Below are 23650 nucleotides of genomic sequence, written 5' to 3' on the forward strand. Positions count from 1 at the left end.
TATGAACAGGACAACATTATCTGCATAAGAATAACCCCTCAGATAGTGATTTTTATGAAGTGATACTTTACATCAATAAATTAATCACCATTCAGGACGCACCCGGAAAAGTCTCGGCTTCCGGAAAGGTTCGTCTCAAACAATAAGATCATTGTTCGAAACTAAGTTAACTCAGAGCCACTTTAGTTAGTTGTGGCTCTTTTTGTTGGTGCTTATTCACACGTTCCTATTCACAGTGACCCAATGAATCAGGACAAAAATCAGGAAGATTTTTGAAGGATTGGGCGCAGGGATGCGCTTCCAATCCTGCTCCGGCCAGCGATCACCAAAAGGCGTTTTCGCCCCTTTTCCGCCCTGAAAAGGGGCTGGGGCGCGTGCACTATGCGCCGCTTGGATCGACAAAATTGATAAGCGCACCAAACCTGCCACTGAAGCCGGAATCTTCAGAAATGAATACCAGGATTAAAGCGTCTGTCCCAATAAGTCAGTATATCCATACTGTTTTTTTTAAAATACTCTCTATTTTTTATAGAGTTATGATAGGTTGGTTGTAAGTTGGGCAGGTGACAAAACGAGCCAGCCTGTGATTAAGAATGTTAGCCAGAGCTATCGGGGAAAAACTATGATCAAAAAATTAGGTTCCTTACTCTCTTTTTTGGCATCTTCCGCTACCGGAAGCACAGCACCAAAGGATCAGGAAATTAACTTTTCTAAAGCTGAAGGATGGACGATTGAATCAAAAAGACCCTTCTTAATTGTCTCAGAATCTGGTGAAGCAATGATTGAAGAGCTTCAGCTAGACCAAAAATTTCAAAATGAAGCACTTGATTTCGTCAATTACATTGTTACAACTGCCCACCACAAGCAGTTTGGTGGAGAACCCAGCGCTGCGACCGAAGTGAACGGTGAGAATTGGAATGGTTATCTCCAGTCACAACCTGGTGGTATCGGGGGATATGAGTTCCAATTGGTAGCAAGATCTGGAGGTAAAACATATGTGTTTTATCTGGCACTTCCTGAATTGCCAAATGAGCCTGATATGCAGAAATATCGCGATTTAATATTGTCGTTAAAAGTTAGCTGACTCAATATTTATATTGTGGTTTAAATAATGGAGTACAAAATGAAAACAATCGGAATGTTAGGTGGTATGAGTTGGGAATCAACAGCCAGCTATTATAAGGCAATCAATGAAGGCGTTAAGTCTGAACTTGGTGGCCTGCATTCTGCGAAAATTTGTTTATACAGTGTGAATTTCGATGAAATTGAAAAGTTACAACATGAAGGCAAATGGAATGAAACAGCATTGATTTTATCGAATGCAGCAAAGTCAGTTGAAGCTGGCGGTGCGGATTTTTTGATAATTTGCACAAATACAATGCATAAGGTTGTTCCGGAAATTGAGGCTGAAATTTCTATCCCAATTCTTCATATTGCCGATGCAACGGCCAATAAATTGGTTGCTGATGGCGTTAAAAAAGTTGGGTTACTTGGTACTCGCTTCACAATGGAGCAGGATTTCTATAAAAGTCGTTTAGTTGATAAATTTGGTATTGATGTCGTTGTTCCTGATACCAATGAACAGACAGTTGTTCACGACATAATTTATGATGAATTGTGTCGGGGTGTTATTCGCACTGAATCAAGAGAACAGTATTTGAATATTGTCAGCGGTTTACATGAGCAGGGTGCCGAGGCTGTGATACTGGGTTGTACTGAAATCGCACTACTGATTCAGCAAGAACATACAAAAGTACCATTGTATGACACGACTGAAATTCATGCAGCTCAGGCTGTTCAATTAGCAATATCGAATGAGATAGCAATATAACTATACTAGTGTGACTACGACAAAGTCGGTTGGTAATTATACCGTCAGTCTCCCTTGGTAATCACACTAATTCACATCAACTCACCAACACCGGCTCAATCGTAATTTCGACTCTTTCTTTCCCGCGACCAGGGTTTTTCCGCTTCAGGTGAACCTGTCCGACTTCAGACGTTTGATGTAAATGTGTTCCGCCACATGGCACGCGGGCAAAGCCTTCTATTTTCCAGTAACGCTGTTCTGTTTCGATATCTGAAAAGTTACTTTCAACAGGGAGATCGGCATCGATAATATGCTGTACTTTCTTTTGAATATTGATGAGCAACTGACTGATATTCTCCGGAAATAACATATCAATTCTGCTTTTGTCCTCAGAAATATGAGCGCCAATTTTATCAATCGCCAGTTCCCGGTATAAGTATTCAAGGACTAATTCAGCAGCAAAGTGCAGTTTCATCAAAGCATATCGTCTTGGCCAGTTGATTATTGTTGTAACCTCATCACCAATGGCAAACTCAGGGGTGTGGGCAAGCGTATAAAAAATCTGCTTTCCTTGCTTTTCTGCTTTCACAACTTCAATGCCGCCTATTGTTCCGGAATCACTCTCCTGACCGCCAGATTCGGCATAAAAAATAGTGTCAGATAATTCAATGGTTTTGCCATCGATAGCCGTGACATAAGATGTTAATTCCGTTTGGTATGGGTTTTCCCAAAATATCTTTTTTGTCATTTTACACCTCTGTAAACAAGTCCATTTTGAACAAGAGACGGTTCATACACTATCATCAAGTGGTTAATACACTATCATCAAGTGGTTAATACACTATCATCAAATGGTTAATACACCACCATCAAATCACAACATCCTGATAATGATTCAGTTGCAATAACACCTGTTCGAAAGCAGCCACCCCTTGATCAAATTCCAAACGGGAATGAAAACCACCTAACGAGATTCTGAATCCATTGGTCAGCCCTGCCGGAGCGTTTGCCCGTGCAAATAAATCGGCGGCTCTCACTTTAATGCGGTTGGTCACCAATAAGTGCCTGAACTGGTTGAGATTGACTGACTCCGGCAGCGTGAGCCAGATATTCAGGCCGCCCCCCCCCGTGTGGTTAAACCATGGCGGTGAGCCATATCTTTAAACAGGTTCTGACGATAGCGCATTTCATCTGCTAAATATGCTTGATTCTGGTTAAATTCATGACTGTTTAAGAAGCGGGCGGCTAACTCAAAATTGAGTGTTGGCAGCATCCAGCATTGACTATGAATGTGCGCATTAAATGCCGCTTGCCACTGAGCGGGAATGAGGCTGTAGGCGATACGTAATCCGCCGGCGACATACTTTGACAGGCTTGAAAGATAAAAAACCCGGTCTTGGGCTCGTTGCTGGATAGGGCGCTGCCAATCTTCCGGCAGACAGTAATTCACATCATCTTCAACAATGTAAAAATCGTATTGACGACTGAGTGCGATGATTCTGTCCAGTTGCTGAGTTGTGTACCGTATATTGGTCGGATTTTGCATATTTGGGGTGATATACAGTAACTTGGGGTGATATTGCTGACAATACTTCTCAAGAATTTCAAGATCCAGCCCGTCGTCTGAGAAGGGAACACCTAACGTGTTGACATGGCTGGCTTCTGCGGCGTGCAGTAAACCGGGGTATGTCAGCGCTTCATGCAGGATATAATCGTTATTGCGGGTTAGTATCTGGACGCAGGTAAAAATGCCTTGCTGGGCACCGTTGGTAAAGCAAATATCGGGCATTCCTGCTTCAATTCCCTTAGAAGCAAGCCAGGAAAGAAAAGCTTTTTTATGCCTGTCCAGCCCCTGATAGGCATGAGTCATCACGCTTTCAACCGCTCCCGGATCATCGGACAACTCTTTCAACATATGAGCCAGATATAATTGTTGTCCCAGCATGGGTTGCATACTTGAGGCAAAGTCATACTCGCGGTTTTGCAGGTCTTTTTCTGTATTATTGCTTGTCTGGTGCAGCTGGCGGACGTAAGTTCCGTCCCCCAGTCTGGCATCCACAATGCCTTTTTTCTCAAGCAGGGCGTAGGCACGGGTGACTGTTCCGTGCGTAATATTCAAAGCGTCAGCCAAAATGCGCTGGGCTGGCAGCTTTTGGTCATGGACGAATTTCCCTTCATGAATGGCCTGTTCAATCACCCATGCCAGTGCCTGATATTTAGGATACTGCGAACATGCCTGTTCAAATTTTTCTGCACTGATTTCTTTCATTGTATTCATAGCGTTAATTGTATTCATAACAATAAATTTATTGATCAAAATTGTATCGTATGTGAAATTAAATGTAAGTTTAATTGCTTAATTGTATCAATACAATATTTAAATTTCAGAGGAAGAATAAATCACTATGGACAGTTCACTACTTGCAATTGCACCTTCTCTCATGCTTTTTTGTTTTATCAGTACCGTGACACCAGGGCCCAATAATATATTGCTTGCGCACTCTGGCGCTCAATTTGGAATTGCGAAAACGCTTCCCCATATACTGGGTATACGAACCGGGATGACATTGCTTCATCTGACAATTTTATCAGGACTCGGTCAGGTCTTTCAGCGTTGGCCCGTTGCTCATACGATATGTGCTTATATTGCTTCGGCTTACATTATCTATATGGCGGTAAAAATAGCCTTTGCAAAAGTTCACAGCGTGAATAATAAGGCGAAACCCATGGGGGTGATTCAGGCGGCGGCATTTCAGGTCATCAATCCCAAATCATGGGCAAGTCTGATCACGGCCAGTTCGGTATTTACGTTAAACGGTGATTTGTTCTGGCCATCAGCTTTACTGGGGGTTGTCATGTTTAATACCGCGACGATTCCCGGAACATTCATGTGGGTCACCATCGGGAAGCTTGTGTCGGGTAAACTTCAGCAGCCTGAGTACAACCGGATGTTCAATATGACAATGGGCCTTCTGTTATTAACGACATTACCCATGATATTCAGGTAAGTCATTTGTCTTGCGGAAGATATCAATGAGTTCAGTCACCACCCGCAGAATCAGGAATCTCCGGGAGGTGACTGAACGCTGAATTATGGCACCTGAAACTCAATGATCATATCATTCCAGTTTGCTCCGCCATGACTGGATGCCGAACGTCCCTGACATGCAAAACCAAGTTTCTCGTAAAATCCGATCAGTCTGTCTTTACAGGTCAGCACCATTCCCTGAAGATTTTTGTTTCGGCTTTCGGCAATAAAATGACGGGTCAGTAATGAAGCGTATCCTTTTCCCTGATAATCCGGATCGACCGCTAAGCCAAATACGGTTTGATAGCCACCTTCGGGACAATGTAGGCTAGGGTCCGTATACAGGATGTCCGGTAATTCTGGCTTGTGATAGATACAACCATTGGTATGCCCGACGATAACGCCTTCAACTTCCAGCACATAGAAGCATTCAGGAAAGACGGCAAACCTTTGTTGAAAAGAAGCGAGCGTTGCTGCTTCTGCTTCAGGAAAACATCGCAACTCGATTTGTGCGATCCGTTTGATATCTTCAGCAACGGCTTGTCTGATTTGGTACACAGTACTTTCTCCTTACCTGTGGGTTGGATATGCAAATTTAAGTGTCCGGATTGACGAGATTAAAGTGTCTGTCCCCGTAAACCTCGCCCGTAAACCGTTTCACCGAAAACTTAGCCGGTAAACAAAGAGAAACGCCCGTATGTTTTCGGGTCCAGCGAATTGACTTCAATATGAAATCCGGGCGCCTGACGCTCCCGTTTCCACTGATTGCGCTTAAACAGCCGGAAAAACAGCTCAACATAATGATTGAGCTGGTGATGGCTGTAGTGAGGAAACTCTCCGGTTAATGTTTCAAAAATGGTTTGCTGGCATTTTCGTTTTACCATAAACAACTCAACAATCCGGTCCAGAATGGCAAATGGCATCAGATCATCTTCGTCATTTTGCTGTTCTGGCCGTAATTCCGCAGTAGGCCGTTGATCAACCACCGGCTGTAAACAGGGGAGCGGGTAGGGTGTTTCATCGACCAGAATACCGGTGGTATTGAGCCAGCTGAGTATGTTCAGAATCCGTCCTTTGGTGATGCCGGATATCGGTGCCAGTACGCCGGAGGAATCGCCGTCCATGGTGACATAGCCAACCGCGCCTTCCGACATATTTGAGGTTGTCAGTAATAGTTTGTTGTCGATATTAGCCAACATCCAGATGCCCGGCGCGCGGACCCGGGCCTGAATGTTTTGTAATGGAATATCATCCTGTTCCCAGGTTAACGGCCGGGCAATGGTTTTTTCAGATAATGCCTGATAGCTTTTGATGAGCGGGTCGATATCCCAGCTGTCAAAACATGCGCCGGTGCCGGTTGCGACTGATTTGGCTGCATTGAGCGTTGTTTCGCTGCTGTTCCCGGTGCCCTGATATAAGGTCAGCATGTAGTGATGCATGATGCGTTTGGTCAGTGACGGGATGTCACTCAGCAGACGGCCGTCTGCTGAAGTTTCCGGCAGAAACCGCGCTAAGTGCGTTGACAGTTGCCGGCCTTTTCTTTTGTATTCTGACAGTTCAAGGTAAACCGAAAGATGTGTCGCCACGGCGACCAGTGCGCTGTCTGCACCGCCGCTGAGACTCAGGGCAAAGCCATTGGTGGCGGTCTTTTTGGACCAGTCCCGCAGGCCGAGTGCGACCGCGCGGATGGCTTCTTCATGGTGCAGGCCGGCAGAGGTTTCCCATGGCTGAAGTGGCGGTACACTCACCGGTGGCACGGATGTGACCGCGGAGGCTTCCGGACTGGCTGCAACATCACCGGGGTGAGTGTCCAGACAGATGGTATCCGTCATGATGTTGTTCAGTTCTGCGGTCTGTGAGTTCATCTGCTGGACAAGCCGGTTATCGTGCGCATCAATAGCTGCACAAATGATCGCGCTGTCCGTGAAGTGCAGCCTTTCTCCCTGCGCGATAATGTCACCGCCGGAAGCGATCAGGCAGCCGCCATCGTAGACCGCCCGTCCGGATTCACAGCCATTGAGGTTTGAATAAATATAAGCGGCACCGAACGTCCGGCTGCCGTCAATCACCATCTGTTTGCGGGTTGCAAATTTACCAATGGCAAAGTGGCTGGCTGAGGCATTGATGATAATGTCGACGCCCCGGTCAAATAAGGCGCGGGCAGAGCGGTTTGGCACCCAGGATTCTTCACAGGTTTCAAATCCGATCCGGTAACCCTGATAGTCGAAGGTTGGGTCACCGACGGGAATCGGGTATCCCGTGATCTGATCGGTATAAACCACGCTGCCGGACTCCCACCGGGAGAACCAGCGGGCTTCATAGTGAATGCCATTCATTGCCAGCTGTTTTTTAAACGCCATGCCCTGAATGATTTGGCTATCCGGCGAGTTTTGGAGCAGGGCCACGGCGTTATATAAGCGGTTGCAAAACAGCACCGGTAAGCCGACGGTGACCAGCACACCGTCCGGAATCCGGAGCCGGGAAAGCGCCTGCAATGCGGTGTCGGTGAGTTTTTCCTGATAGAAATAATCTTCACATCCGTAACCGGATATGCCGAGCTCCGGTGTCACGATCAGGGTCGCCCCGGCTTTGGCCGCCTGATCAATCACGGCCTGAATACGGGAGATATTCCCTGTCCAGTCACGGGGAGTTTGATTGATACTTGCCGATGAAACAATCATTGGAGTTGCCTCTGAAATTGGAGGATATGAGATAAATTATAACCTTATCGCCGGGGAAGCTGAATAGCTGCGCTATTCCTGAGACCCTGGCAAACAGTGCGGAAGACAATAGATTGAATCGAACCGAACCGGCTGACCGCCATTTCTTTGCAATATATTGCCGCTACGCTGGTTAAAAAACAGCCTTTCACGGAGGATCTATGAACAGGGCTTTTTCACGGACTACTTTTTTTCTGAGCACTTTTTCAACGACTATCGTACTCGGACTGACGGTGGTGCTTGCCGGTTGTGTTTCACATTCCGGTACATCAGGCAGTTCAGCATTATCAGGCCAGAAGGTGTCACTACACAAGCTTGGCCGGTATCAAACCCGGATATTTGATGAAAGTGCTGCAGAAATTGCGGCGTACTCACCCAAAACACAGTCGCTTTATGTGGTTGACGGCGGGGAAAACAGTATCGACGTGATTGATATTTCAGATCCGGCCTCTCCGGTGAAACGCGCAGAATTACAGGCCGGGGCGTTGGGGTCCGGTATTCAGAGCGTTGATGTGGCGCATGGGCTGGTTGCCGTTGCGGTTGAGAATAAAGATTCGCAACACTTTAACCGGCAAAACAATGGGTTGGTTGCCTTTTTTGATGTTGTGACGAACCAGCCCCTTGGACAGGTCACGGTCGGCAGCCTGCCGGATATGGTGAAATTTACCAAAGACGGCCAAAAGCTATTGGTCGCTAATGAAGGTGAGCCTTGTCTGGATTATCTGTGTGATCCCAAAGGTTCGGTCAGTGTGATTGATTTAAGCCGGGGTGTGAATCATGCCCGCACAATGACACTGGGTTTTGATGATTTCAGCGCAGACGCACTCAGAGCCAGACAGGTGAGAATCCGCCCCGGCTCAACTCCGGCTGAAGATCTGGAACCCGAATACATTACTATCAGTGACGATAACCAGACAGCGTGGGTCGCATTGCAGGAAAATAATGCGTTGGCGGTGATTGACCTGAAGCACAACCGGCTGAAAACAATCACCGGGCTGGGTTATAAAAACCACGCTTTGCCCGGTCAGGGGCTGGATGGGAATGATAAAGATAAGCGGGCCGATATCCGCCAGTGGCCGGTTATGGGGATGTATCAGCCTGACGGGATTTCCGGCTGCCGGATCAATGGCCGGAATTATGTGCTGACAGCGAATGAAGGGGATGGCCGGGAATACAGTGAAGATAAGAAAGACCCACACTATAATCCGGCAGCCAATGATGAAGTCAGGATTGCAGATGTAAAACTGGATCCGGACAAGTTCCCAAATGCCCAAAAAATACAGCATGTAAAACACGGGATTGGCCGGTTGAAAATTGCGCGGGATATGGGTGATACAGATGGTGATGGTGACTATGACCAGCTGTATAGTTTTGGTGCCCGTTCGTTTTCAATCTTTGATGCGGATGGACGTCTGGTTTCAGACAGCGGGGACGATTTTGAACAGATCACAGCTCAGCGTTATCCAAAACATTTCAATGCCAGCAACACCAAAAATAAAATCGACAACCGCAGTGATAACAAAGGCCCGGAGCCGGAAAATGTGGTGTGTTATCAACACCATCAGGCGACTTATGCATTCGTTGGTCTGGAAAGGATCGGTGGCATCATGATTTACAATATCTCCGACCCGACGCAGCCGGTTTTTGTTGATTATATCAATGACCGGGATTTTTCAGCAGAACCGAAAAAGCTGGTTCCGGCCGGGAAAGGTGGCGATTTAGGGCCGGAAGGTCTGTTAATTATTCCGGCAGCACATAGTCCGACACAAACCGCTTTGCTGGTTACCGCCAATGAGGTCAGCGGCTCGACGACGATTTATGAAATCCGGTAAATCAACTACAGACGGCGATCGGATCTGGCAGAATTGACGGACTGATGCCAGAGCAAAGGGGCGGTGTCCCTTTGCTCTGTTGCTCCAGGATAATCAGATTAATCCCCGCACATACTTGACTGCATCCCGGAGTTCACCATGAAGCGATGAGTAATTGATGATGTTGTCAACTTTGTTGAAACCATTCTTTTGCAGCACCTTTTCAGAGCCGGTATTGCCGGTTAGTACATACGCCGTGACCGAATCAAGTGCAGACTCAGATGCCAGGAAGGCCATGAATTTTTCCACGGCTTGTGACGCGATACCTTTGGATACAAAGGATTGACCGACCCGATAGCCAAGCTCTCCTGATTTCTTTTCCCTGTTTATCCGGTGAATGTTAATTCGTCCGCAAATGTTGCCATGCTGATCGCGAATTAACATGGGATACATTTCACCGCACCGGTGCAGCAGTAAAAATTCCAAAATCTGTGCTTTGACGCTGTCTGGCGTATAAAAATCATCCCCTCTGGGTTCGACAAACTGTTCAAACCAGCCCCGGTTTTCCAGCTCAAATGCCAGTAATTCAGTCACATCACTGACAGACAGAAGGCTTATTTCCACACTCATTTGATTTACCCTGATGCCTCACAGGCAGAATACTTGTCGCTATTTTGTGATCGAATGCGGTCACAAGCAAATATTCTGCAACGGTTTGTCGTGAGCAGACAATGTGGATCAAAGATAAAAAACAGCAACCAGTGACGAGCCCAGAGCAATTCCCAAATTGACAAACAGTCTTGATAATGAATTTGACATGGCATGGTAGCTTTTGTCTGAAGATTGAAACAACATAAGGGTATTGGATGGCTGGAATAATCCGCATCCAATACCAAAAGAGGCCAGACAAATGAACGTGTAAGCGGTGCTGAATTGTTCCTTCAGTAACCCGAGCGTTCCGGCAAACATGAACACAAAGCCTATGATGCAGATCTTCTGATAACCATATTTGGCAATAAATCCCGGAGATATTTTCGATATGAATACAGTGAAAACCGGTAATGTCATCACAATAAAAGAAACAAACAAAATATTATCAGATGCTAATAATTTTATAGGCGGAATGATAAACATACATGAAGTTGAAGAACCAAGAAATAGTGATCCTAATATTGATAAATAAAACTTAAAATTTAAAATATGCTTATTAAATAGCACGCCCTGATGCTTGCTTTTAATTTCTGAATATATGATTAATATCGCTAATCCAAGAGATGCAGTAAGAAGCCATCCCATTGAAAAAATAATTCCGCTAATAAGACTGATAACGAAAGAAGAATAAATTAATAATTGAAATTGATGATGTCTTACAATATTGTTGTTAACCTTTTCTATTTTTAACGATAAAAATAAAGATACCAAACAGAAGGGAATATTGATGTAAAATAACCATTCCCATGAAAAATAATTAAGAATGAATCCCCCAACTGTTGGAGCGAGTATCGGACCAATACTTGCAAAAGTGATTACAGTTGCTATTGATTTTGTTTTATTTTTTTCTGTTACATATTGGCTGGTGAGTGTGATTGCTGTCGATTGTATCATGGCCGCAGATATACCCTGAATTCCCCGAAATAAAATGAGTATCCACATCGACGGTGAAAAAGCACACAACACTGATGACACTAAAAGCAGTAGCATTCCTGATTTAAATACGATGATAGATCCATATTTTGAAGATAAATCACCAAAAAACAGAATCGTTCCACATAACATCAATGAATAACTCGTTAATATTAACGGACCAGAGGAATTGATTCCGTGTAAAGACTGAGTAATGTGGCTGACGGCGATTGCGACAATTCCGGTATCAAACATAGAGAGAAACATACCAATTGCCGCAATCGTCGTTATTTTAATGTTTTTATCCATATCTATTCTGCCCATCACTCATAAGAAAATTCAAAAGAGGTTTCGTCTCTTCATTTTTATAACTCGTTCCTGACCAATTTGCTTCAGTAATTGAAATATCTTCGTCATCAATTTATACGAAGAGATATTTTACTGATTATTAATAAGTTTATTTATATTTTTTGTGATCTATGTTGCTTTTATTTTTAATGCAATAAATATTTAAATTAGTTCATTAATAATCTGTGCCATTAATTTAAAGAGCGCATATTCATTTTTTCAATGATTAGTGAATTTTAAATGTATATACCGAAGTGACCTCAAGATGCCTATTCAGCGAGCATTGATTGGTTTCTGAGCAAGGCACACCTCCTTTATAAGAAAAGAGGGCAAATAGAGTCATTCTACGTTGAAAATCAGTAACGCAGGACAGGAGCCAATCAATCTCGCCCTTCGGGAGCTCATCAACAGGTTCATTTATCGTAGTGATAAACATTTGCGTATGAAATTAATTATCATTATTATTGATTTTATTAACAACATTAGCCTGACTGAAGTAAGGATATCAATGCGTAACCGCCGTATGGAGCTTTTTGGCAAGGTGATTCCGGTGCCCTGTCTCGTGATTTTCTGGTCTCTGTTTTTCGGTTTTTTTGCCTGTTCTGAAGCATGGGCTGAGCAGCAGGTCACGCATGCGATGGGCACGACACGCGTGCAGAAAACGGTTCGTGTTGTGACCTTGTTCCAGGGGGCGACGGACTCTGTGGTGGCTCTCGGAATTCGTCCGGTCGGTGTGGTTGATTCCTGGGCTGAAAAACCAACCTACCGGTATTTGCGATCGTCATTACAAGGCGTGGCTCATGTCGGGCTGGAGACCCAGCCTAATCTGGAAGTTATTGCGGCATTGCAGCCGGATTTAATTATTGGTGCCCGTTCCCGGCATGAAAAGATTTATTCACAGTTGTCGGCTATTGCTCCCACGGTATTTGCCGACAATGTGTATGATTTTGAGCACACGTTGGATCTGGTGGCTGAAGCAACGGGCCGGGAGCAGGAGAAAGCGCAGCTGTGGCATCAGTGGCAAGCGCGTGTTACGGCATTTCGCAGCCAGTTAAAGAAACACATTCCGGACTGGCCGGCCACCGCTTCGGTGATTGATGTTCGTTCAGATCATTTGCGTTTATATCTGCAACAAAGCTTCGCCGGGACGGTATTAACGTCGATTGGGTTTCAGCTGCCGCATCCGGCGGGTGCTTCGGGCTGGGGAGTGAAGCTGAAATCTAAAGAGGCTTTGCCAACGCTCAATGCGGACGTTTTTTTTGTGATTCTTCATTCTGATGCGCCAGCCGTGAGACAAAACTATCAGTCATGGCGGCTTCACCCGTTGTGGAAAATCCTTAAAGCGCCAAAACATCATCAGGTTTATCTGGCGGACCGGACGAGCTGGCTCTTGTCGGGCGGTATTTTGGGTGCAAATCTGATGCTGGGCCAGTTATCTGAGATGTATCATCTGAATTCATCAGCCCTGTAGCGTGGTTTTATGTTAATTGCACACCATCAAACGGGGTATCGTTGGGGACTTATTTTTATCTCGTTGTCTATACTCATGGCCGCGTTTGTGGTGAGCCTGGCTTGCGGCCAGTATCCGATTCCTTTAGCGAGGTTATGGGATGCTTTTCTGACGCCGGATCCCGGCTCAATTGATTATGTCATTCTCACAACGACCCGCTTATCCCGCAGTGTTGTTGCCTGCTCGGTTGGCGCAGGGCTGGCGGTGGCTGGTGTGCTGATGCAATCGCTGACCCGTAACCCTTTAGCCTCACCTGCGATATTCGGGGTCAATAGCGGTGCGGTATTTTTTATCGTGTTATTTGCAAATTTCTTCGCGGTTGGCTCACCCGATGATTATCTCTGGATTGCTTTTTCCGGAGCTGCCATCGCCGGGATACTGGTCTATGGACTCGGCAGTTTAGGTTATGACGGCTTGTCGCCAGTTCGGGTGGTGCTGGCGGGGGCTGCGATTTCGGCCCTGTTTATGGCGTTTACACAAGGGGTGCTGGTGACAGGGCAGGAAGGCGTTGACAGCGTGCTGTTCTGGGCGGCAGGTTCGGTTTCAGGGCATGAATTAACCACGGTGATGCCCGTATTACCTTATATCTGGGGGGCAATCACCGGCTCGGTGCTGCTTGCGCCACACCTCAATATTTTGCTGTCCGGCGATGATATCGCGACCGGGCTGGGCCAGAATACCGGCCTGATAAAAGTGGTCATGAGTCTCTTCATTATCAGTCTTGCCGGGGCGTGTGTGGCAATTGCCGGAAATATTGGTTTCATCGGTTTGATTGTGCCGCATATGGTGCGGGCTGTGGTGGGAAATCATCACAAATGGTTGCTGATTCTGAGTGCGTTTTGGGGGGCGATTTTATTATTGCTGGCAGATATCGCCAGCCGGTTAGTACTCGCACCGCAAGAGATCCCGATAGGGGTGATGACCGCCGCGTTTGGTGCGCCTTTTTTCATTTATCTGGCCCGCAAAGGACTTCAGCATGGATAAACAGTTGACCTTTCGCCACCGCTGGTTTTCGTTTTCGGTGACGTATTCGTCCCTGCTGGCGTTATTATTTGCGCTGTTCCTGACGTTGCTGGTGATGTGGGTTGCCTTATCTGCCGGAACATCGGATACAGGCGGGACCGGTCTGAGCAGATCCGGGAGTCTGGCACAGTTTGTCGCAGAAACGCTGCGCCTGCCGCGAATCCTGATGGCGGCCATGGTTGGTGCGGCATTAGGCGGTGCCGGTCTGATACTTCAGTCTGTGATCCGTAATCCGCTGGCCTCACCGGATATTATCGGCATAACCAGTGGCGCATCTGCTGCGGCTGTGGTGTTTCTGTTCTTTTTTAAGCCGGTGCTGGGGATTGGGTGGCTGCCAGTGTTTGCTATCGGTGGCGCATTGAGCGCCAGTTTGTTGATCTATGTTCTGGCCTGGCGTCGTGGGGTTTCACCGATGCGTTTGGTGCTGGTTGGGATCGGCGTCTCGGCGGCGATGAGTGCGATAGTGACTTTGCTGATTGCAGTCAGTCCGGAATCAACCAGTATGATGGCGTATATCTGGCTGACCGGGAGTGTCTATGGCACCAACTGGCATGACGTTGAACGGTTATTCCCGTGGATTTTGGTCAGTTTCAGCCTTTCCCTTTATTTCTCCCGCCGGATGAATGCGCAGGAACTGGGCGACCAAACCGCAGTGGGTTTAGGGGTGTCGCTGCAAGGAACACGTATATGGATGTTGTTGCTTAGCGTGATGATGGCGGCCCCGGCGATTGCATATGCGGGTGCGGTGAGCTTTGTCGGCTTGATTGCCCCGCATATTGCCCGCCGTTTGATGGCCAGAAGTTTTGCGTTGTTGCTGCCGGTGACTGCATTAACCGGGGCTTGCCTGGTGGTGCTGGCTGATTTATGCGGGCGTTTGTTATTTCAGCCGCTGGACGTCCCGGCCGGCGTGTTTGTGTCGGCCATCGGCGCACCTTTCTTTATCTTTTTACTCTACCGGCAACGGTTCTGACCATCGGAACAGGAGATGACTTTGCAAGCGTTCACGCCGATCAACCCGGGCATACCATTAAACACGAATCGTCTGCAACTTGGCTACAGCGGGAAGACGATCATTCATGCATTGGATCTAGCGATCCAGCCCCATCAGATTACGGCACTGGTCGGGGGGAACGGATGTGGTAAATCGACCCTGCTGAAATCACTGGCGCGTTTGCTTAAACCCCGGTCCGGCCAGATTTTTCTTTACGACCAGGATCTGAACCGGCTGCCGGGTAAATCGGTGGCGCGCCGGTTGGCGATTCTGCCTCAGGGCCCTGTGGCACCGGAAGGATTGTTGGTCGGACAATTGGTGAAACAGGGCCGGTATCCGCACCAGAACTGGTTGCAAAGCTGGAGTGAAGAAGATGAGCGGCTGGTCAGAAAAGCACTGGCGGATACCCACATGCTTGAGCTGGCTGACCGCCCGGTGGAGTCTTTATCGGGTGGTCAGCGCCAGAGAGCGTGGATCGCAATGGCTCTGGCTCAGGATACCGACGTGTTATTGCTCGATGAGCCAACGACTTACTTAGATCTCACCCATCAGATTGAAATTCTGGATTTGTTGTTTGAGCTGAACCAAAAGCAGCAGACCACGATTTTGATGGTGTTGCATGATCTGAATCTTGCCTGTCGCTATGCGCATCAAATGATTGCGGTGAAGGATGGAGAGGTTTTTCGTCAGGGGCCACCGGAACAGATTCTGGACTTTGACATGGTTGAGGCAGTCTTTGGGATGAAATGCCATATCACCACAGATCCTCTGTTCGGGACACCGATGTGCATTCCTTATGGAAAGGGGCGTCAGATCAGACATGAACACAACAGCAATCCGGTCTAGGGAGCCCTTGCTATCCGTCAGACAATGGCACCGGCTGGCTCAACTGGGGCTGAAAGATGCCCGCGATGTGGCTTCTCCTGCGGTTGAGATGCAGGCACTGACAGATGATGACGTTTGCCTTGATATTCTCAGGCAGATTCAGCCGGAGATCGGTGCGCCGGATTTAAAAGTGACTGCATCGCTGGTCATCAAACGGGTGGCATTTCTGACACTGGCACCGCTGCTATATTCGATGTCTGTGTATCATCAGGGGCTGGATATGTCGATTCAGAATTGCATGTTTGAGTACCCTTTAGAGAACCGGATTTGGCGCTCACAAATGCCGCTGAAAAACTTGCGGGTCAGCGCCCCGGCTCAGGACCGCGCCCGTTGGCGTACAGCATTGCTGACCCGGGCTTTTGAGGGAAATTTATCCATGCTGGTTTTGCAGTTACACCGGCTCACGCGGGTTCAGCAATCTGTGTTATGGGAAAACATCGCAGTGCGGATTTTCAGTATTTATGAGCGGAGGATTTTACCGGATATAAAGCAACCAGCAGCGACGACCCAGGCCCTCGGGGATTTGTCATTTTTACTCAATCCGGAAACCACAGATCTGTTCGGGACTGCCCGTAATCCGGTTGCCCGTTATTTCTCTGACAAAACCATCGTTCCGGGTTTGCCTGAGCCAGTCCGGGTCCGGCGGACGTGTTGTTATTATTACCGGGCGACCAAGCCCGCACAATATTGTAATAACTGCCCTTTGTCATGTAAAAAGGCCATGAAAAAAGCGCTGTGAAAGCAGTTCATTTTTACAGCGCCAGATGTTGATAAGATTTTCCAGATGTTGATAAGCACGATTTCAGCCAGTCAATCAAGGGTATTCTTGTTGACTGGCTTTCAGGTCAATCAGACGAAGTGATCAAACTCAGAAGGTTAAACCGTAACCCAGTGTGATGGTTCGTCCGCGTCCTTTGAAATAGAAATCATCATTTTTGTAGGCGCTTTGTGAGTAGTAAGTCAAGTAGTCTTCATTCAGCAGATTTGCGACAGAGACTTTCAGTTTACCGACTGGCAGCTCATATCCCAGTGAGGCATCAACCAGGGTGTAGCCATTAAAATCAAGTTCTTCGTCATCGAAGGTGCGATCAAAGTTGTGGCTGGCTTGCAGCATGGTCGATAATTGTTCATTCCAGTGGGCTGTCCATGCCAGACGTAAACGGTTGGGTGGAATGTCAGCTCCGGTCAGTTTGGTGTCGACATGTCCGTCGCCGTCGGTATCTGATTTCCCCTGAATGTAAGAGTAACCGGCTTCCAGCTTATGTGCCGGAGTGAGAGTGTAGCCGACAGAAGCTTCTGCCCCATGGATCTCTTTTTTCTCCCGCTTTACAGTGTAAAGGCCGTTATTTTCCACAATCCGGCTGCCAAGTTTCGAGTCAGACTGGTAATAACTGATTTCCAGATCGAGGCGATCCTTGTTGATGCGAAAGCCACCTTCATAGTTATCGGTGATAATCGGAGACAGGTCGATGAGATGATCCACGTCTTGTCCGGTTGTATTGACGCCTCTGAGAACCCGTCCGACATCGGGCATCCCGAATCCCTGTGAATAGTTGGCAAACACACTGACATCTGGCGTGATTTTGTATAAGGCGCCAACATTGTAGACCGTTTTATCAAAGGTTGGTTTGCCGCCATCGACTGTGACACCATTGCGTGCGGCGACGGTTTGATAGGTCGGGATCTTGAGACGCGCATTTTCATAACGGGCACCGGTTTGCAGGATCAGCTGTTCAAAAGGCTTAAATTCCAGCTGAATGAAAGGTGCATAATTATAGTAAGTGGTTTTGGGGACATATGTCCGTCCGGTCAGAATCAGCTGCTGGCGGGTGGTATCTTTGAGTAAATCCAGCCCGGCAGTCACCTTCAGGGTTTGGTCAAACAGATCATCTTTTGACAAGCTCAGCTTGGCCCCAAGTTTATCCGATTCGTTCTGGGACTGATCATAGATGGTGTCCGGTGTGTTTGGGTCCTGAAAGCTTGAAGAAGTCGTTGCACCGTAGCGGGCCCTGAATTTTTGATAAAAAGTTTGTGCTTTCAGAGACATGCCGGATAAATCGGTATCGGTGTAGACCAGACTATAGGTTTGGACTTTGTTGAATGGTTTATCTCCTTCTGGCCGTTCTTTGACGGAAGAAGTCGCGATGCCCTGATCTCTGTCTCCGGAAACCCCTTTGAAATTCATGCGTCCGACCAGCTGATAATGATTGATTTCAAACTGAAGGTTTTTGCTGTCGCTGAACCAGTAGCCTAATTTCCCGAACCCATCAAAGGTATTTGAATCCATCAGATCACCCCGGACAGTGGCTGCACCGATATAGTCGCCGTCCGAATCCTGGTAGACACCCTGCACATCTCCGGCGAGCCCGGCCAGATAATCCCAGTTACCTTGAGAGCCTTTGGCATTATAGCTGGCGCGGTATGAGAGCGAATCTGAACCGGCGTCGTTGGTGGGGGTGGTCAGCTGAACGTTGATGTGCTGCTTTAAGGCTTGATCCGAATCATTGGACTTGGTGATGAAGTTGATGATTGCGCCGGTAGCGCCCATGCCGTGAATAGCTGTTGCGCCATGAATCACTTCAATGCGTTCAACCATTGACAGATCAATGGTGTGTGCGGAACGGCTGCCTTCTCTTAAAGGATTCGACTGTGGCACGCCATCGATCATATATAAGACCGAACGTCCTCTGAATGTCTGGCTGCTGTTATTGAGCTTTTGAGTGTTCGGTGAATAAGCAGGTAACAGGTTTGATAAGATCTGAGAGCTATCGGTTGAAATGGCTAACTGCGCTTCGATTTCCTGTTGGCTGATGATCGTAATTTTTTGTGGAAGGTTTTGTCTGGTGGTGTTGATTCGGCTGGATTCCACAATCATGGTCTCCATTTGTTTCTCTTCACCGGATGTATTCTCTGCTGCAACCGCATACACGGGAATGAAGGCAGAAAGCGTGATGGGAAGTAAAAGTTTGGGTTTTGGCATACCTGGCTGACCTTTTTTATTTGCTGTTTGTTTATTGTTAATACTCATAATAATGAAAATTATTATCATTTTCATTTATTATTCACAAAAAAATCAATAAATAAAGCCTGAACCAGAAAATGGGTGACAGGGAAAGACGGTGACAAGACGGTGGTAATAAGGACCAGACGTGCCGGGAGGGCCCGGCAGATGTTTCAATGATCAGTTTTGAGAATACCTTATGTGAGGATGTCAGATGTGAGGACAGGCACCATTTCGATGCCCGTCTTTATTTTTCCAGGGTCATATCAACAGATGTGAGGACAGGCACCATTTCGATGCCCGTCTTTATTTTTCCAGGGTCATATCAATATGTGGGATATCATCCTCAAGGTACATGGGGGATGTGGGTACAAATCCATGTTTTCCATAGAAACCAGCCAGATGCGCCTGAGCTCCGATTTCGATCGTTTCACCCGGCCACAATGACTCACAGTCTGTCAATGCCTGTGTCATTAGCCGGTGCCCCGTGCCACCGCGTTCACTTTTCAGAATAGCGACCCGGCCAATACTGACCGAAGGATAACTGAGTCCTTTTGGTAACAGGCGGGCACAGGCGATCAACTGGTCGTTCTGATAGCCAAGCAGATGATAAACGCCGGGATGATGATCTTTATCATCCAGTTCAGGATAGGGGCAGTTTTGCTCCACGACGAAAACATCGACCCGGAGTTTGAGTAATTGATACAACTGAATGGGGGTGAGCTGAGCAAAGGAGAGAAGTTGCCAGGTGATCATTGTGACTCCATGTTAAATTGACGGAAAGATTCAATTTAACAATTGTGTCAGCAATGTGCATTAACAATGATTCATTTTGTCCTGATTTGTTGTGTGAATCATCCGGGAGCTGCTGACCGGTGATGAGGCGCACCACCAGCACGAGGAAGCGGTGACGTATCATCCCATTCTAAGTCACTTTCTGATCTGGATATATCTGGTTCCGCAAACCGCTCAAGCCATCCATGGGCACTTATCCAGATGATCAGTTTATTTGACAGATTGGTATCAGCAAGCATTCAGTCAGTGGATGAATCAGGAAAGGGGGCTATGGCGCCTGTCCCTGCAATTTCAATTTTTCCTGCTCTGTCAAAGTCTCCAGATAAGCGATCAGCATTGTTGAAACATGCTGTGCAAACGCACTGATTTCTTCTGTGGTTCGTGGTGCTTCTGAAAAACGCTTACCCACAGCACTGACAGTCATGCGTAATACGTTTGTTGCCATCGTTTGTGTTGTGCTGTCTGAAGCGGGCAGGATACCGGAAATGAAAGCTGAACAGACAGTTTGCATTTCGGCGCCAATGATGCCGGCTTCCGGTGAATCGCGGAATAAGGGGGCGGCATCACTGAGGGCCATTCTGATCTTCGCCTCGTCACATTCAGATTTGATGAATGCATAAACCAGCCGCTGAACTCTTACCGTATAACAAAGGGAAGTTTCTTCTAAGATCTGCTTCAGCATCGTGGCGGTTTCCTCCCATTCATCAGACTGAAGCCGGAACAGAATCGCAGCTTTATTGGGAAAGTATTGATACAGTGACCCCACACTCACACCAGCTCTTTCGGCAACACGGGCTGTTGTAAAGCGGGTAATGCCTTCATTTTCGAGCACTTGTACGGCGGCTTCAAGAATAGAGGCCACTAAATCTGAAGAGCGGGATTGTTGTGGTCTTTTTCTTGATTTCAGTTGCGGCTGTTTTGCTGTACTCATGGTGTCTCCTGAACCGATCAATAATGTGAACACTGAATGATGCATCTTTCATTATTGATGATTATTTTTTATATTTATCAATATCTTAATGTAAAAAATTCTTTGCCGGGAATGCGATTATTCAAATACTGCTATCCATCGTACTCTGTAATGCGACGAAAAGTTCGCATTTTAAATTACGACAGGAATCATGACTCATGGCAACTATAGCTTTATCCAAAACGGAAAAAGGATTATCCAAAACAGAAAACCGGCGGTTAATGTTACTGACTCTGATTTTGTTTGGTGCATATTTATGTGTTGCAATTTCATTGCCAATTGTCTCAGTCTTTGTGACCGGGCCGCTTGGACTGAATAATACGATGGCAGGTCTGGCGGTGGGAATTACTTTTTTCTCTTCGATTATCACCCGCGGTTATGCCGGGCGATTGTCGGACCGCTTGGGGCCTAAGCAGGCACTTGGACGGGGACTGGCATATTATGCGCTGGGGGCGTTGGTCTCACTGATCGCAGGTCTGTGTGTTTCAAATGTTTATTTATCCTACAGCATTTTACTGTGTGGACGATTGTTACTAGGCGTCGGTGGTAGTTTAGGCGGGGTTGGGATTATTGCGTGGAGTGTGGGAATTGCCGGACCATCAAGAAGCGGGAAAATACTGGCACTGCTTGGCGTTGCGATTTATGGCGCGCTGGCGTTTGGCGCGCCTGCAGGTCTGTGGGTCTGCAATACAGCCGGTTATACAGGGGCGATGATGATCAGCGCATTGCTGCCCTGTCTGGGATTATTGGCGATGTTACCTCTGACGGGGGTTGCACCTCATCCCGGAGCAAAGCAACCGTCTTTAAGGGTGATTTTGGGAGAAATATGGCCCTATGGATTGGTCGTCTGTTTGCAGGGGATCGGATTTGCAACAATTGGCGCGTTTTTCGTGCCTTACTTCATTGATCAGAACTGGGCAATGGCCGGGCTCGGGTTTACAGCTTTTGGCGGTGGCTTTGTCTTCATCCGGGTTGTGTGTGGGCATCTGCCGGATAAATTCGGAGGATTAGTCTTATCCGGCTATTCACTTTTGATTGAAAGCGCCGGACAGTATTTGATCGGGTACGCCACTTCTCCCCTTGAGGCGATTGCAGGCGCGTTTTTGACCGGTGTTGGCTGTTCACTGATTTTTCCTGCGATGGGCAGGGAAGTGGTGCAGCGTGTTTTACCCCAGTTCCGGGGCATTGCTCTGGGAGGTTTCTCTGCATTTCAGGACATTGCTTACGGACTGACCGGGCCTGTAGCCGGCTATTTCGCTGACGGTTACGGCTATAGTCTTGTTTTTCTCGCTGGTGGTGTTGCAGCCAGTGCCGGATGTGTGATTTCATTTTGTTTAAAGCGAAATAATCCGGCACCGGACAGTATGACTCACTGAATCCCGGATATATGCCATTGCCTGACTGAGATGTCAGACAAGCATGAGTCATGAGTGAAAAAACAGTGACAGAGAATTGTAAATTGGATATGGTTTGCCGGATACTGATATTTTGCACGTTTTCTGAGCTATTCCGTTTATGACTAAAACAATGACTGGTTATGTGACCTTTTTTCTATTCACTTTATTTCTTGGTGGCTGTACTTTTCATCCGGATAGTGTGCCTCTCTCTGATGCCGATTATTGTCAGACTTTGCCTGTTCACAAAGAGAAAGCATTGTCAGATTATACGCAGCCATTTCAGTCTGAAATGCAAGATAAAACCGGTGTTTATGTTTTGGAACACGGGGATGAAGCGATGCGATCCAGAGCATGGCTGACGGAGCATGCTGAGAAGTCCATTGATGTACAATATTTTATTTTCTCAGTCGATAAAGTGGGGTTGATAGCGACCGATTATTTAGTCCGGGCTGCCGATCGGGGGGTCAAAGTCCGGGTATTGATTGATGATATCACCCTGCAGGCCAGAGGGGATGAGCTATTGATGTTGTCTGCTCATGATAATATCGATATCAAAATTTTTAACCCGAAGCTGAATATCGGTAAAAACATGGCTGAAAAGCTGGCCACACTGGTTTTTGATTTTCAGGATTTGAACCGGCGGATGCATAACAAAGTCTTCATTGCCGATGATCAGGTGGCGATTACGGGAGGCCGCAACATCGCTGATGAATACTTCGGGCTTGATCCTGCATATGATTTCAGGGACAGGGATGTTTTTCTGGCCGGAAAAGTCGTCAAGGATTTAAAAGCCTCATTTGAAGAATACTGGCAATATGATTTGAGTGTGCCGGTGGAAAAACTGGTCAGACATAAATCTTATCCGCAGAATCCGGACTTTCCCCGTTTGCATGCTTTTGCCTGCAACCCTGATAATTTTTCGCCTCAGATCAGAGATGAGATTGAGAAAGTGCCTGCAACGTTTAAGAAGCTGAAAGAGCAAGGGAAGTTTCGCTGGCTGGATAATGTTGAATACATTGCTGATAAACCAAATAAAAATGATCGTAAAACGTTTCTCGGTGGTGGTGGCCGGACGCGGGATAAACTGGCGGAGCTGGCGGGAAACGCCCGGCATTCCCTGGTCATTCAGACACCGTATCTGGTCACGACGCGTTCGGATCGCGCGTTCCTGAAAAAGCTGATTGATAAAGGGGTTGATATTAAAATCCTGACCAATAGCCTTGCTTCTAACGATAATCTTGAGGCGTTCAGTGGCTATCAGCGTAACCGCAAGGCATTATTGAATACCGGGGTGGAAATTTTTGAATTCCGGCCCGATGCGAAGATCAGGAAAAGTGTGATAACGGATCATTCGTCAGAGAAATTCGATGTTGTGCCGGTGTTCGGATTACATGCCAAGACGATGACGGTAGATGATGAGATTACGGTCGTCGGGACTTATAATTTTGACCCGCGCAGCGCAAACCTGAATACGGAAAGTATTACGGTGATTCACTCTCCGGAAATTACTCAGGAAGTCAAAGCCTCAATGCTCAGAGAAATGGCTCCGGAGAATGCCTGGGCGATTACGCAAAGTTTTAATCCTGACCAGAAGGTGAGCCCGGCCAAGCGTCTGGGAGTGAAAATGCGCCGGATAGTTCCGAAAGGCGTGCTTTAACAGAGACCGTTTGTTCTTGCTTCACGTCCCTGATGGAACAGACTGTTTACGGGGCAGACAACTGAATGGGTGATGGTCAAA

At 47.1% G+C, this 23650-nt stretch carries 22 protein-coding genes; 12 read left to right on the plus strand and 10 right to left on the minus strand.

Going from position 1 to position 23650, the window contains the following annotated elements; translation table 11 throughout:
* Positions 1-272 precede the first annotated feature (272 nt).
* The 3 genes from OCV29_RS18490 to OCV29_RS18500 all read left to right on the plus strand — a co-directional run bounded on the left by OCV29_RS18490 (position 273) and on the right by OCV29_RS18500 (position 1831).
* Positions 273-554, plus strand: coding sequence for a hypothetical protein (locus tag OCV29_RS18490; protein WP_073605105.1), 282 nt, complete (start codon positions 273-275; stop codon positions 552-554).
* A 68-nt stretch (positions 555-622) separates the two neighbouring features.
* Entirely contained in the window at positions 623-1084 is a 462-nt protein-coding gene (locus OCV29_RS18495; RefSeq protein ID WP_073605104.1) for a hypothetical protein, read from the plus strand.
* Positions 1085-1123: 39 nt separating this feature from the next.
* On the plus strand, positions 1124-1831 hold the full coding sequence (locus tag OCV29_RS18500) for an aspartate/glutamate racemase family protein (protein ID WP_073605103.1): 708 nt from the start codon (positions 1124-1126) through the stop codon (positions 1829-1831).
* 76 nt (positions 1832-1907) lie between these two features.
* On the opposite strand, the gene OCV29_RS18505 is transcribed toward OCV29_RS18500, so the two are convergent.
* The 3 genes from OCV29_RS18505 to OCV29_RS18515 form a co-directional block, all read right to left on the minus strand.
* Positions 1908-2558: an alanine--tRNA ligase-related protein gene (locus tag OCV29_RS18505; protein ID WP_073605102.1), complete on the minus strand. Its 651-nt coding sequence runs from the start codon at positions 2556-2558 to the stop codon at positions 1908-1910.
* 121 nt (positions 2559-2679) lie between these two features.
* Entirely contained in the window at positions 2680-2865 is a 186-nt protein-coding gene (locus OCV29_RS18510) for a hypothetical protein (protein WP_073605101.1), read from the minus strand.
* A 56-nt stretch (positions 2866-2921) separates the two neighbouring features.
* Complete coding sequence (locus tag OCV29_RS18515; protein ID WP_261887422.1) at positions 2922-4106, minus strand: aminotransferase-like domain-containing protein; 1185 nt, start codon at positions 4104-4106, stop codon at positions 2922-2924.
* 109 nt (positions 4107-4215) lie between these two features.
* Between OCV29_RS18515 and OCV29_RS18520 the strand changes: the two genes are divergently transcribed.
* Positions 4216-4818 carry a LysE family translocator gene (locus tag OCV29_RS18520; RefSeq protein ID WP_073605099.1) on the plus strand — a complete coding sequence of 201 codons (603 nt, stop codon included), beginning with the start codon at positions 4216-4218 and terminating at the stop codon, positions 4816-4818.
* Between the two features lie 83 nt (positions 4819-4901).
* Here OCV29_RS18520 and OCV29_RS18525 read toward each other — a convergent pair whose 3' ends face one another.
* Both OCV29_RS18525 and nadE read right to left on the minus strand, forming a co-directional pair.
* A complete protein-coding gene (locus tag OCV29_RS18525) occupies positions 4902-5396 on the minus strand; it encodes a GNAT family N-acetyltransferase (RefSeq protein ID WP_073605098.1) in 495 nt (164 codons plus the stop codon).
* A 110-nt stretch (positions 5397-5506) separates the two neighbouring features.
* The gene (nadE, locus tag OCV29_RS18530; protein ID WP_073605097.1) at positions 5507-7519 is read right to left on the minus strand and encodes an NAD(+) synthase; all 2013 of its coding nucleotides are present in this window, start codon (positions 7517-7519) and stop codon (positions 5507-5509) included.
* A gap of 200 nt (positions 7520-7719) precedes the next feature.
* Between nadE and OCV29_RS18535 the strand changes: the two genes are divergently transcribed.
* Positions 7720-9390 (plus strand): choice-of-anchor I family protein, encoded by a 1671-nt coding sequence (locus OCV29_RS18535; RefSeq protein WP_073605096.1) that lies wholly within the window; start codon positions 7720-7722, stop codon positions 9388-9390.
* A 93-nt stretch (positions 9391-9483) separates the two neighbouring features.
* Here OCV29_RS18535 and OCV29_RS18540 read toward each other — a convergent pair whose 3' ends face one another.
* Entirely contained in the window at positions 9484-9999 is a 516-nt protein-coding gene (locus OCV29_RS18540; RefSeq protein ID WP_073605095.1) for a GNAT family N-acetyltransferase, read from the minus strand.
* Positions 10000-10107: 108 nt separating this feature from the next.
* Positions 10108-11301 (minus strand): MFS transporter, encoded by a 1194-nt coding sequence (locus OCV29_RS18545; protein ID WP_175561587.1) that lies wholly within the window; start codon positions 11299-11301, stop codon positions 10108-10110.
* Between the two features lie 547 nt (positions 11302-11848).
* On the opposite strand from OCV29_RS18545, the gene OCV29_RS18550 reads away from it, so the two are divergent.
* Genes OCV29_RS18550 through OCV29_RS18570 form a run of 5 tightly spaced genes read left to right on the plus strand, consistent with a single transcriptional unit; the run spans position 11849 to position 16488 of the window.
* Positions 11849-12811, plus strand: a complete 963-nt coding sequence (locus OCV29_RS18550; protein WP_217653325.1) for an ABC transporter substrate-binding protein — start codon at positions 11849-11851, stop codon at positions 12809-12811.
* A gap of 9 nt (positions 12812-12820) precedes the next feature.
* Positions 12821-13834 carry a FecCD family ABC transporter permease gene (locus OCV29_RS18555; protein ID WP_073605093.1) on the plus strand — a complete coding sequence of 338 codons (1014 nt, stop codon included), beginning with the start codon at positions 12821-12823 and terminating at the stop codon, positions 13832-13834.
* A complete protein-coding gene (locus OCV29_RS18560; protein ID WP_073605092.1) occupies positions 13827-14843 on the plus strand; it encodes a FecCD family ABC transporter permease in 1017 nt (338 codons plus the stop codon). The genes OCV29_RS18555 and OCV29_RS18560 overlap by 8 nt, the downstream gene beginning before the upstream one ends.
* 21 nt (positions 14844-14864) lie before the next feature.
* Positions 14865-15710 carry an ABC transporter ATP-binding protein gene (locus OCV29_RS18565; protein ID WP_370737220.1) on the plus strand — a complete coding sequence of 282 codons (846 nt, stop codon included), beginning with the start codon at positions 14865-14867 and terminating at the stop codon, positions 15708-15710.
* Between the two features lie 7 nt (positions 15711-15717).
* Complete coding sequence (locus tag OCV29_RS18570; RefSeq protein WP_261887423.1) at positions 15718-16488, plus strand: IucA/IucC family C-terminal-domain containing protein; 771 nt, start codon at positions 15718-15720, stop codon at positions 16486-16488.
* A gap of 129 nt (positions 16489-16617) precedes the next feature.
* On the opposite strand, the gene OCV29_RS18575 is transcribed toward OCV29_RS18570, so the two are convergent.
* From OCV29_RS18575 to OCV29_RS18585, 3 genes are all read right to left on the minus strand, one after another.
* Positions 16618-18729 (minus strand): TonB-dependent receptor, encoded by a 2112-nt coding sequence (locus OCV29_RS18575; RefSeq protein ID WP_073605272.1) that lies wholly within the window; start codon positions 18727-18729, stop codon positions 16618-16620.
* A 327-nt stretch (positions 18730-19056) separates the two neighbouring features.
* Positions 19057-19506, minus strand: a complete 450-nt coding sequence (locus OCV29_RS18580; protein ID WP_073605089.1) for a GNAT family N-acetyltransferase — start codon at positions 19504-19506, stop codon at positions 19057-19059.
* 307 nt (positions 19507-19813) lie between these two features.
* Positions 19814-20476, minus strand: a complete 663-nt coding sequence (locus OCV29_RS18585) for a TetR family transcriptional regulator (protein WP_073605087.1) — start codon at positions 20474-20476, stop codon at positions 19814-19816.
* Between the two features lie 197 nt (positions 20477-20673).
* On the opposite strand from OCV29_RS18585, the gene OCV29_RS18590 reads away from it, so the two are divergent.
* Positions 20674-21891 carry an arabinose transporter gene (locus OCV29_RS18590; protein ID WP_073605086.1) on the plus strand — a complete coding sequence of 406 codons (1218 nt, stop codon included), beginning with the start codon at positions 20674-20676 and terminating at the stop codon, positions 21889-21891.
* Between the two features lie 139 nt (positions 21892-22030).
* Positions 22031-23569, plus strand: coding sequence for a phospholipase D family protein (locus OCV29_RS18595; protein WP_245796947.1), 1539 nt, complete (start codon positions 22031-22033; stop codon positions 23567-23569).
* The last annotated feature ends 81 nt before the right edge of the window (positions 23570-23650 follow it).

The organism is Vibrio aerogenes (assembly GCF_024346755.1).
GTDB classification, from domain to species: domain Bacteria; phylum Pseudomonadota; class Gammaproteobacteria; order Enterobacterales; family Vibrionaceae; genus Vibrio; species Vibrio aerogenes.

Bases quoted from the DNA above. Each gene is read 5' to 3' on its own strand.
- OCV29_RS18495 (WP_073605104.1), top strand. From the start codon at position 623: ATGATCAAAAAATTAGGTTCCTTACTCTCTTTTTTGGCATCTTCCGCT.
- OCV29_RS18500 (WP_073605103.1), top strand. From the start codon at position 1,124: ATGAAAACAATCGGAATGTTAGGTGGTATGAGTTGGGAATCAACAGCC.
- OCV29_RS18505 (WP_073605102.1), bottom strand. From the start codon at position 2,558: ATGACAAAAAAGATATTTTGGGAAAACCCATACCAAACGGAATTAACA.
- OCV29_RS18515 (WP_261887422.1), bottom strand. From the start codon at position 4,106: ATGAATACAATTAACGCTATGAATACAATGAAAGAAATCAGTGCAGAA.
- OCV29_RS18520 (WP_073605099.1), top strand. From the start codon at position 4,216: ATGGACAGTTCACTACTTGCAATTGCACCTTCTCTCATGCTTTTTTGT.
- nadE (WP_073605097.1), bottom strand. From the start codon at position 7,519: ATGATTGTTTCATCGGCAAGTATCAATCAAACTCCCCGTGACTGGACA.
- OCV29_RS18535 (WP_073605096.1), top strand. From the start codon at position 7,720: ATGAACAGGGCTTTTTCACGGACTACTTTTTTTCTGAGCACTTTTTCA.
- OCV29_RS18540 (WP_073605095.1), bottom strand. From the start codon at position 9,999: ATGAGTGTGGAAATAAGCCTTCTGTCTGTCAGTGATGTGACTGAATTA.
- OCV29_RS18545 (WP_175561587.1), bottom strand. From the start codon at position 11,301: ATGGATAAAAACATTAAAATAACGACGATTGCGGCAATTGGTATGTTT.
- OCV29_RS18550 (WP_217653325.1), top strand. From the start codon at position 11,849: ATGCGTAACCGCCGTATGGAGCTTTTTGGCAAGGTGATTCCGGTGCCC.
- OCV29_RS18555 (WP_073605093.1), top strand. From the start codon at position 12,821: ATGTTAATTGCACACCATCAAACGGGGTATCGTTGGGGACTTATTTTT.
- OCV29_RS18560 (WP_073605092.1), top strand. From the start codon at position 13,827: ATGGATAAACAGTTGACCTTTCGCCACCGCTGGTTTTCGTTTTCGGTG.
- OCV29_RS18575 (WP_073605272.1), bottom strand. From the start codon at position 18,729: ATGCCAAAACCCAAACTTTTACTTCCCATCACGCTTTCTGCCTTCATT.
- OCV29_RS18580 (WP_073605089.1), bottom strand. From the start codon at position 19,506: ATGATCACCTGGCAACTTCTCTCCTTTGCTCAGCTCACCCCCATTCAG.
- OCV29_RS18585 (WP_073605087.1), bottom strand. From the start codon at position 20,476: ATGAGTACAGCAAAACAGCCGCAACTGAAATCAAGAAAAAGACCACAA.
- OCV29_RS18590 (WP_073605086.1), top strand. From the start codon at position 20,674: ATGGCAACTATAGCTTTATCCAAAACGGAAAAAGGATTATCCAAAACA.
- OCV29_RS18595 (WP_245796947.1), top strand. From the start codon at position 22,031: ATGACTAAAACAATGACTGGTTATGTGACCTTTTTTCTATTCACTTTA.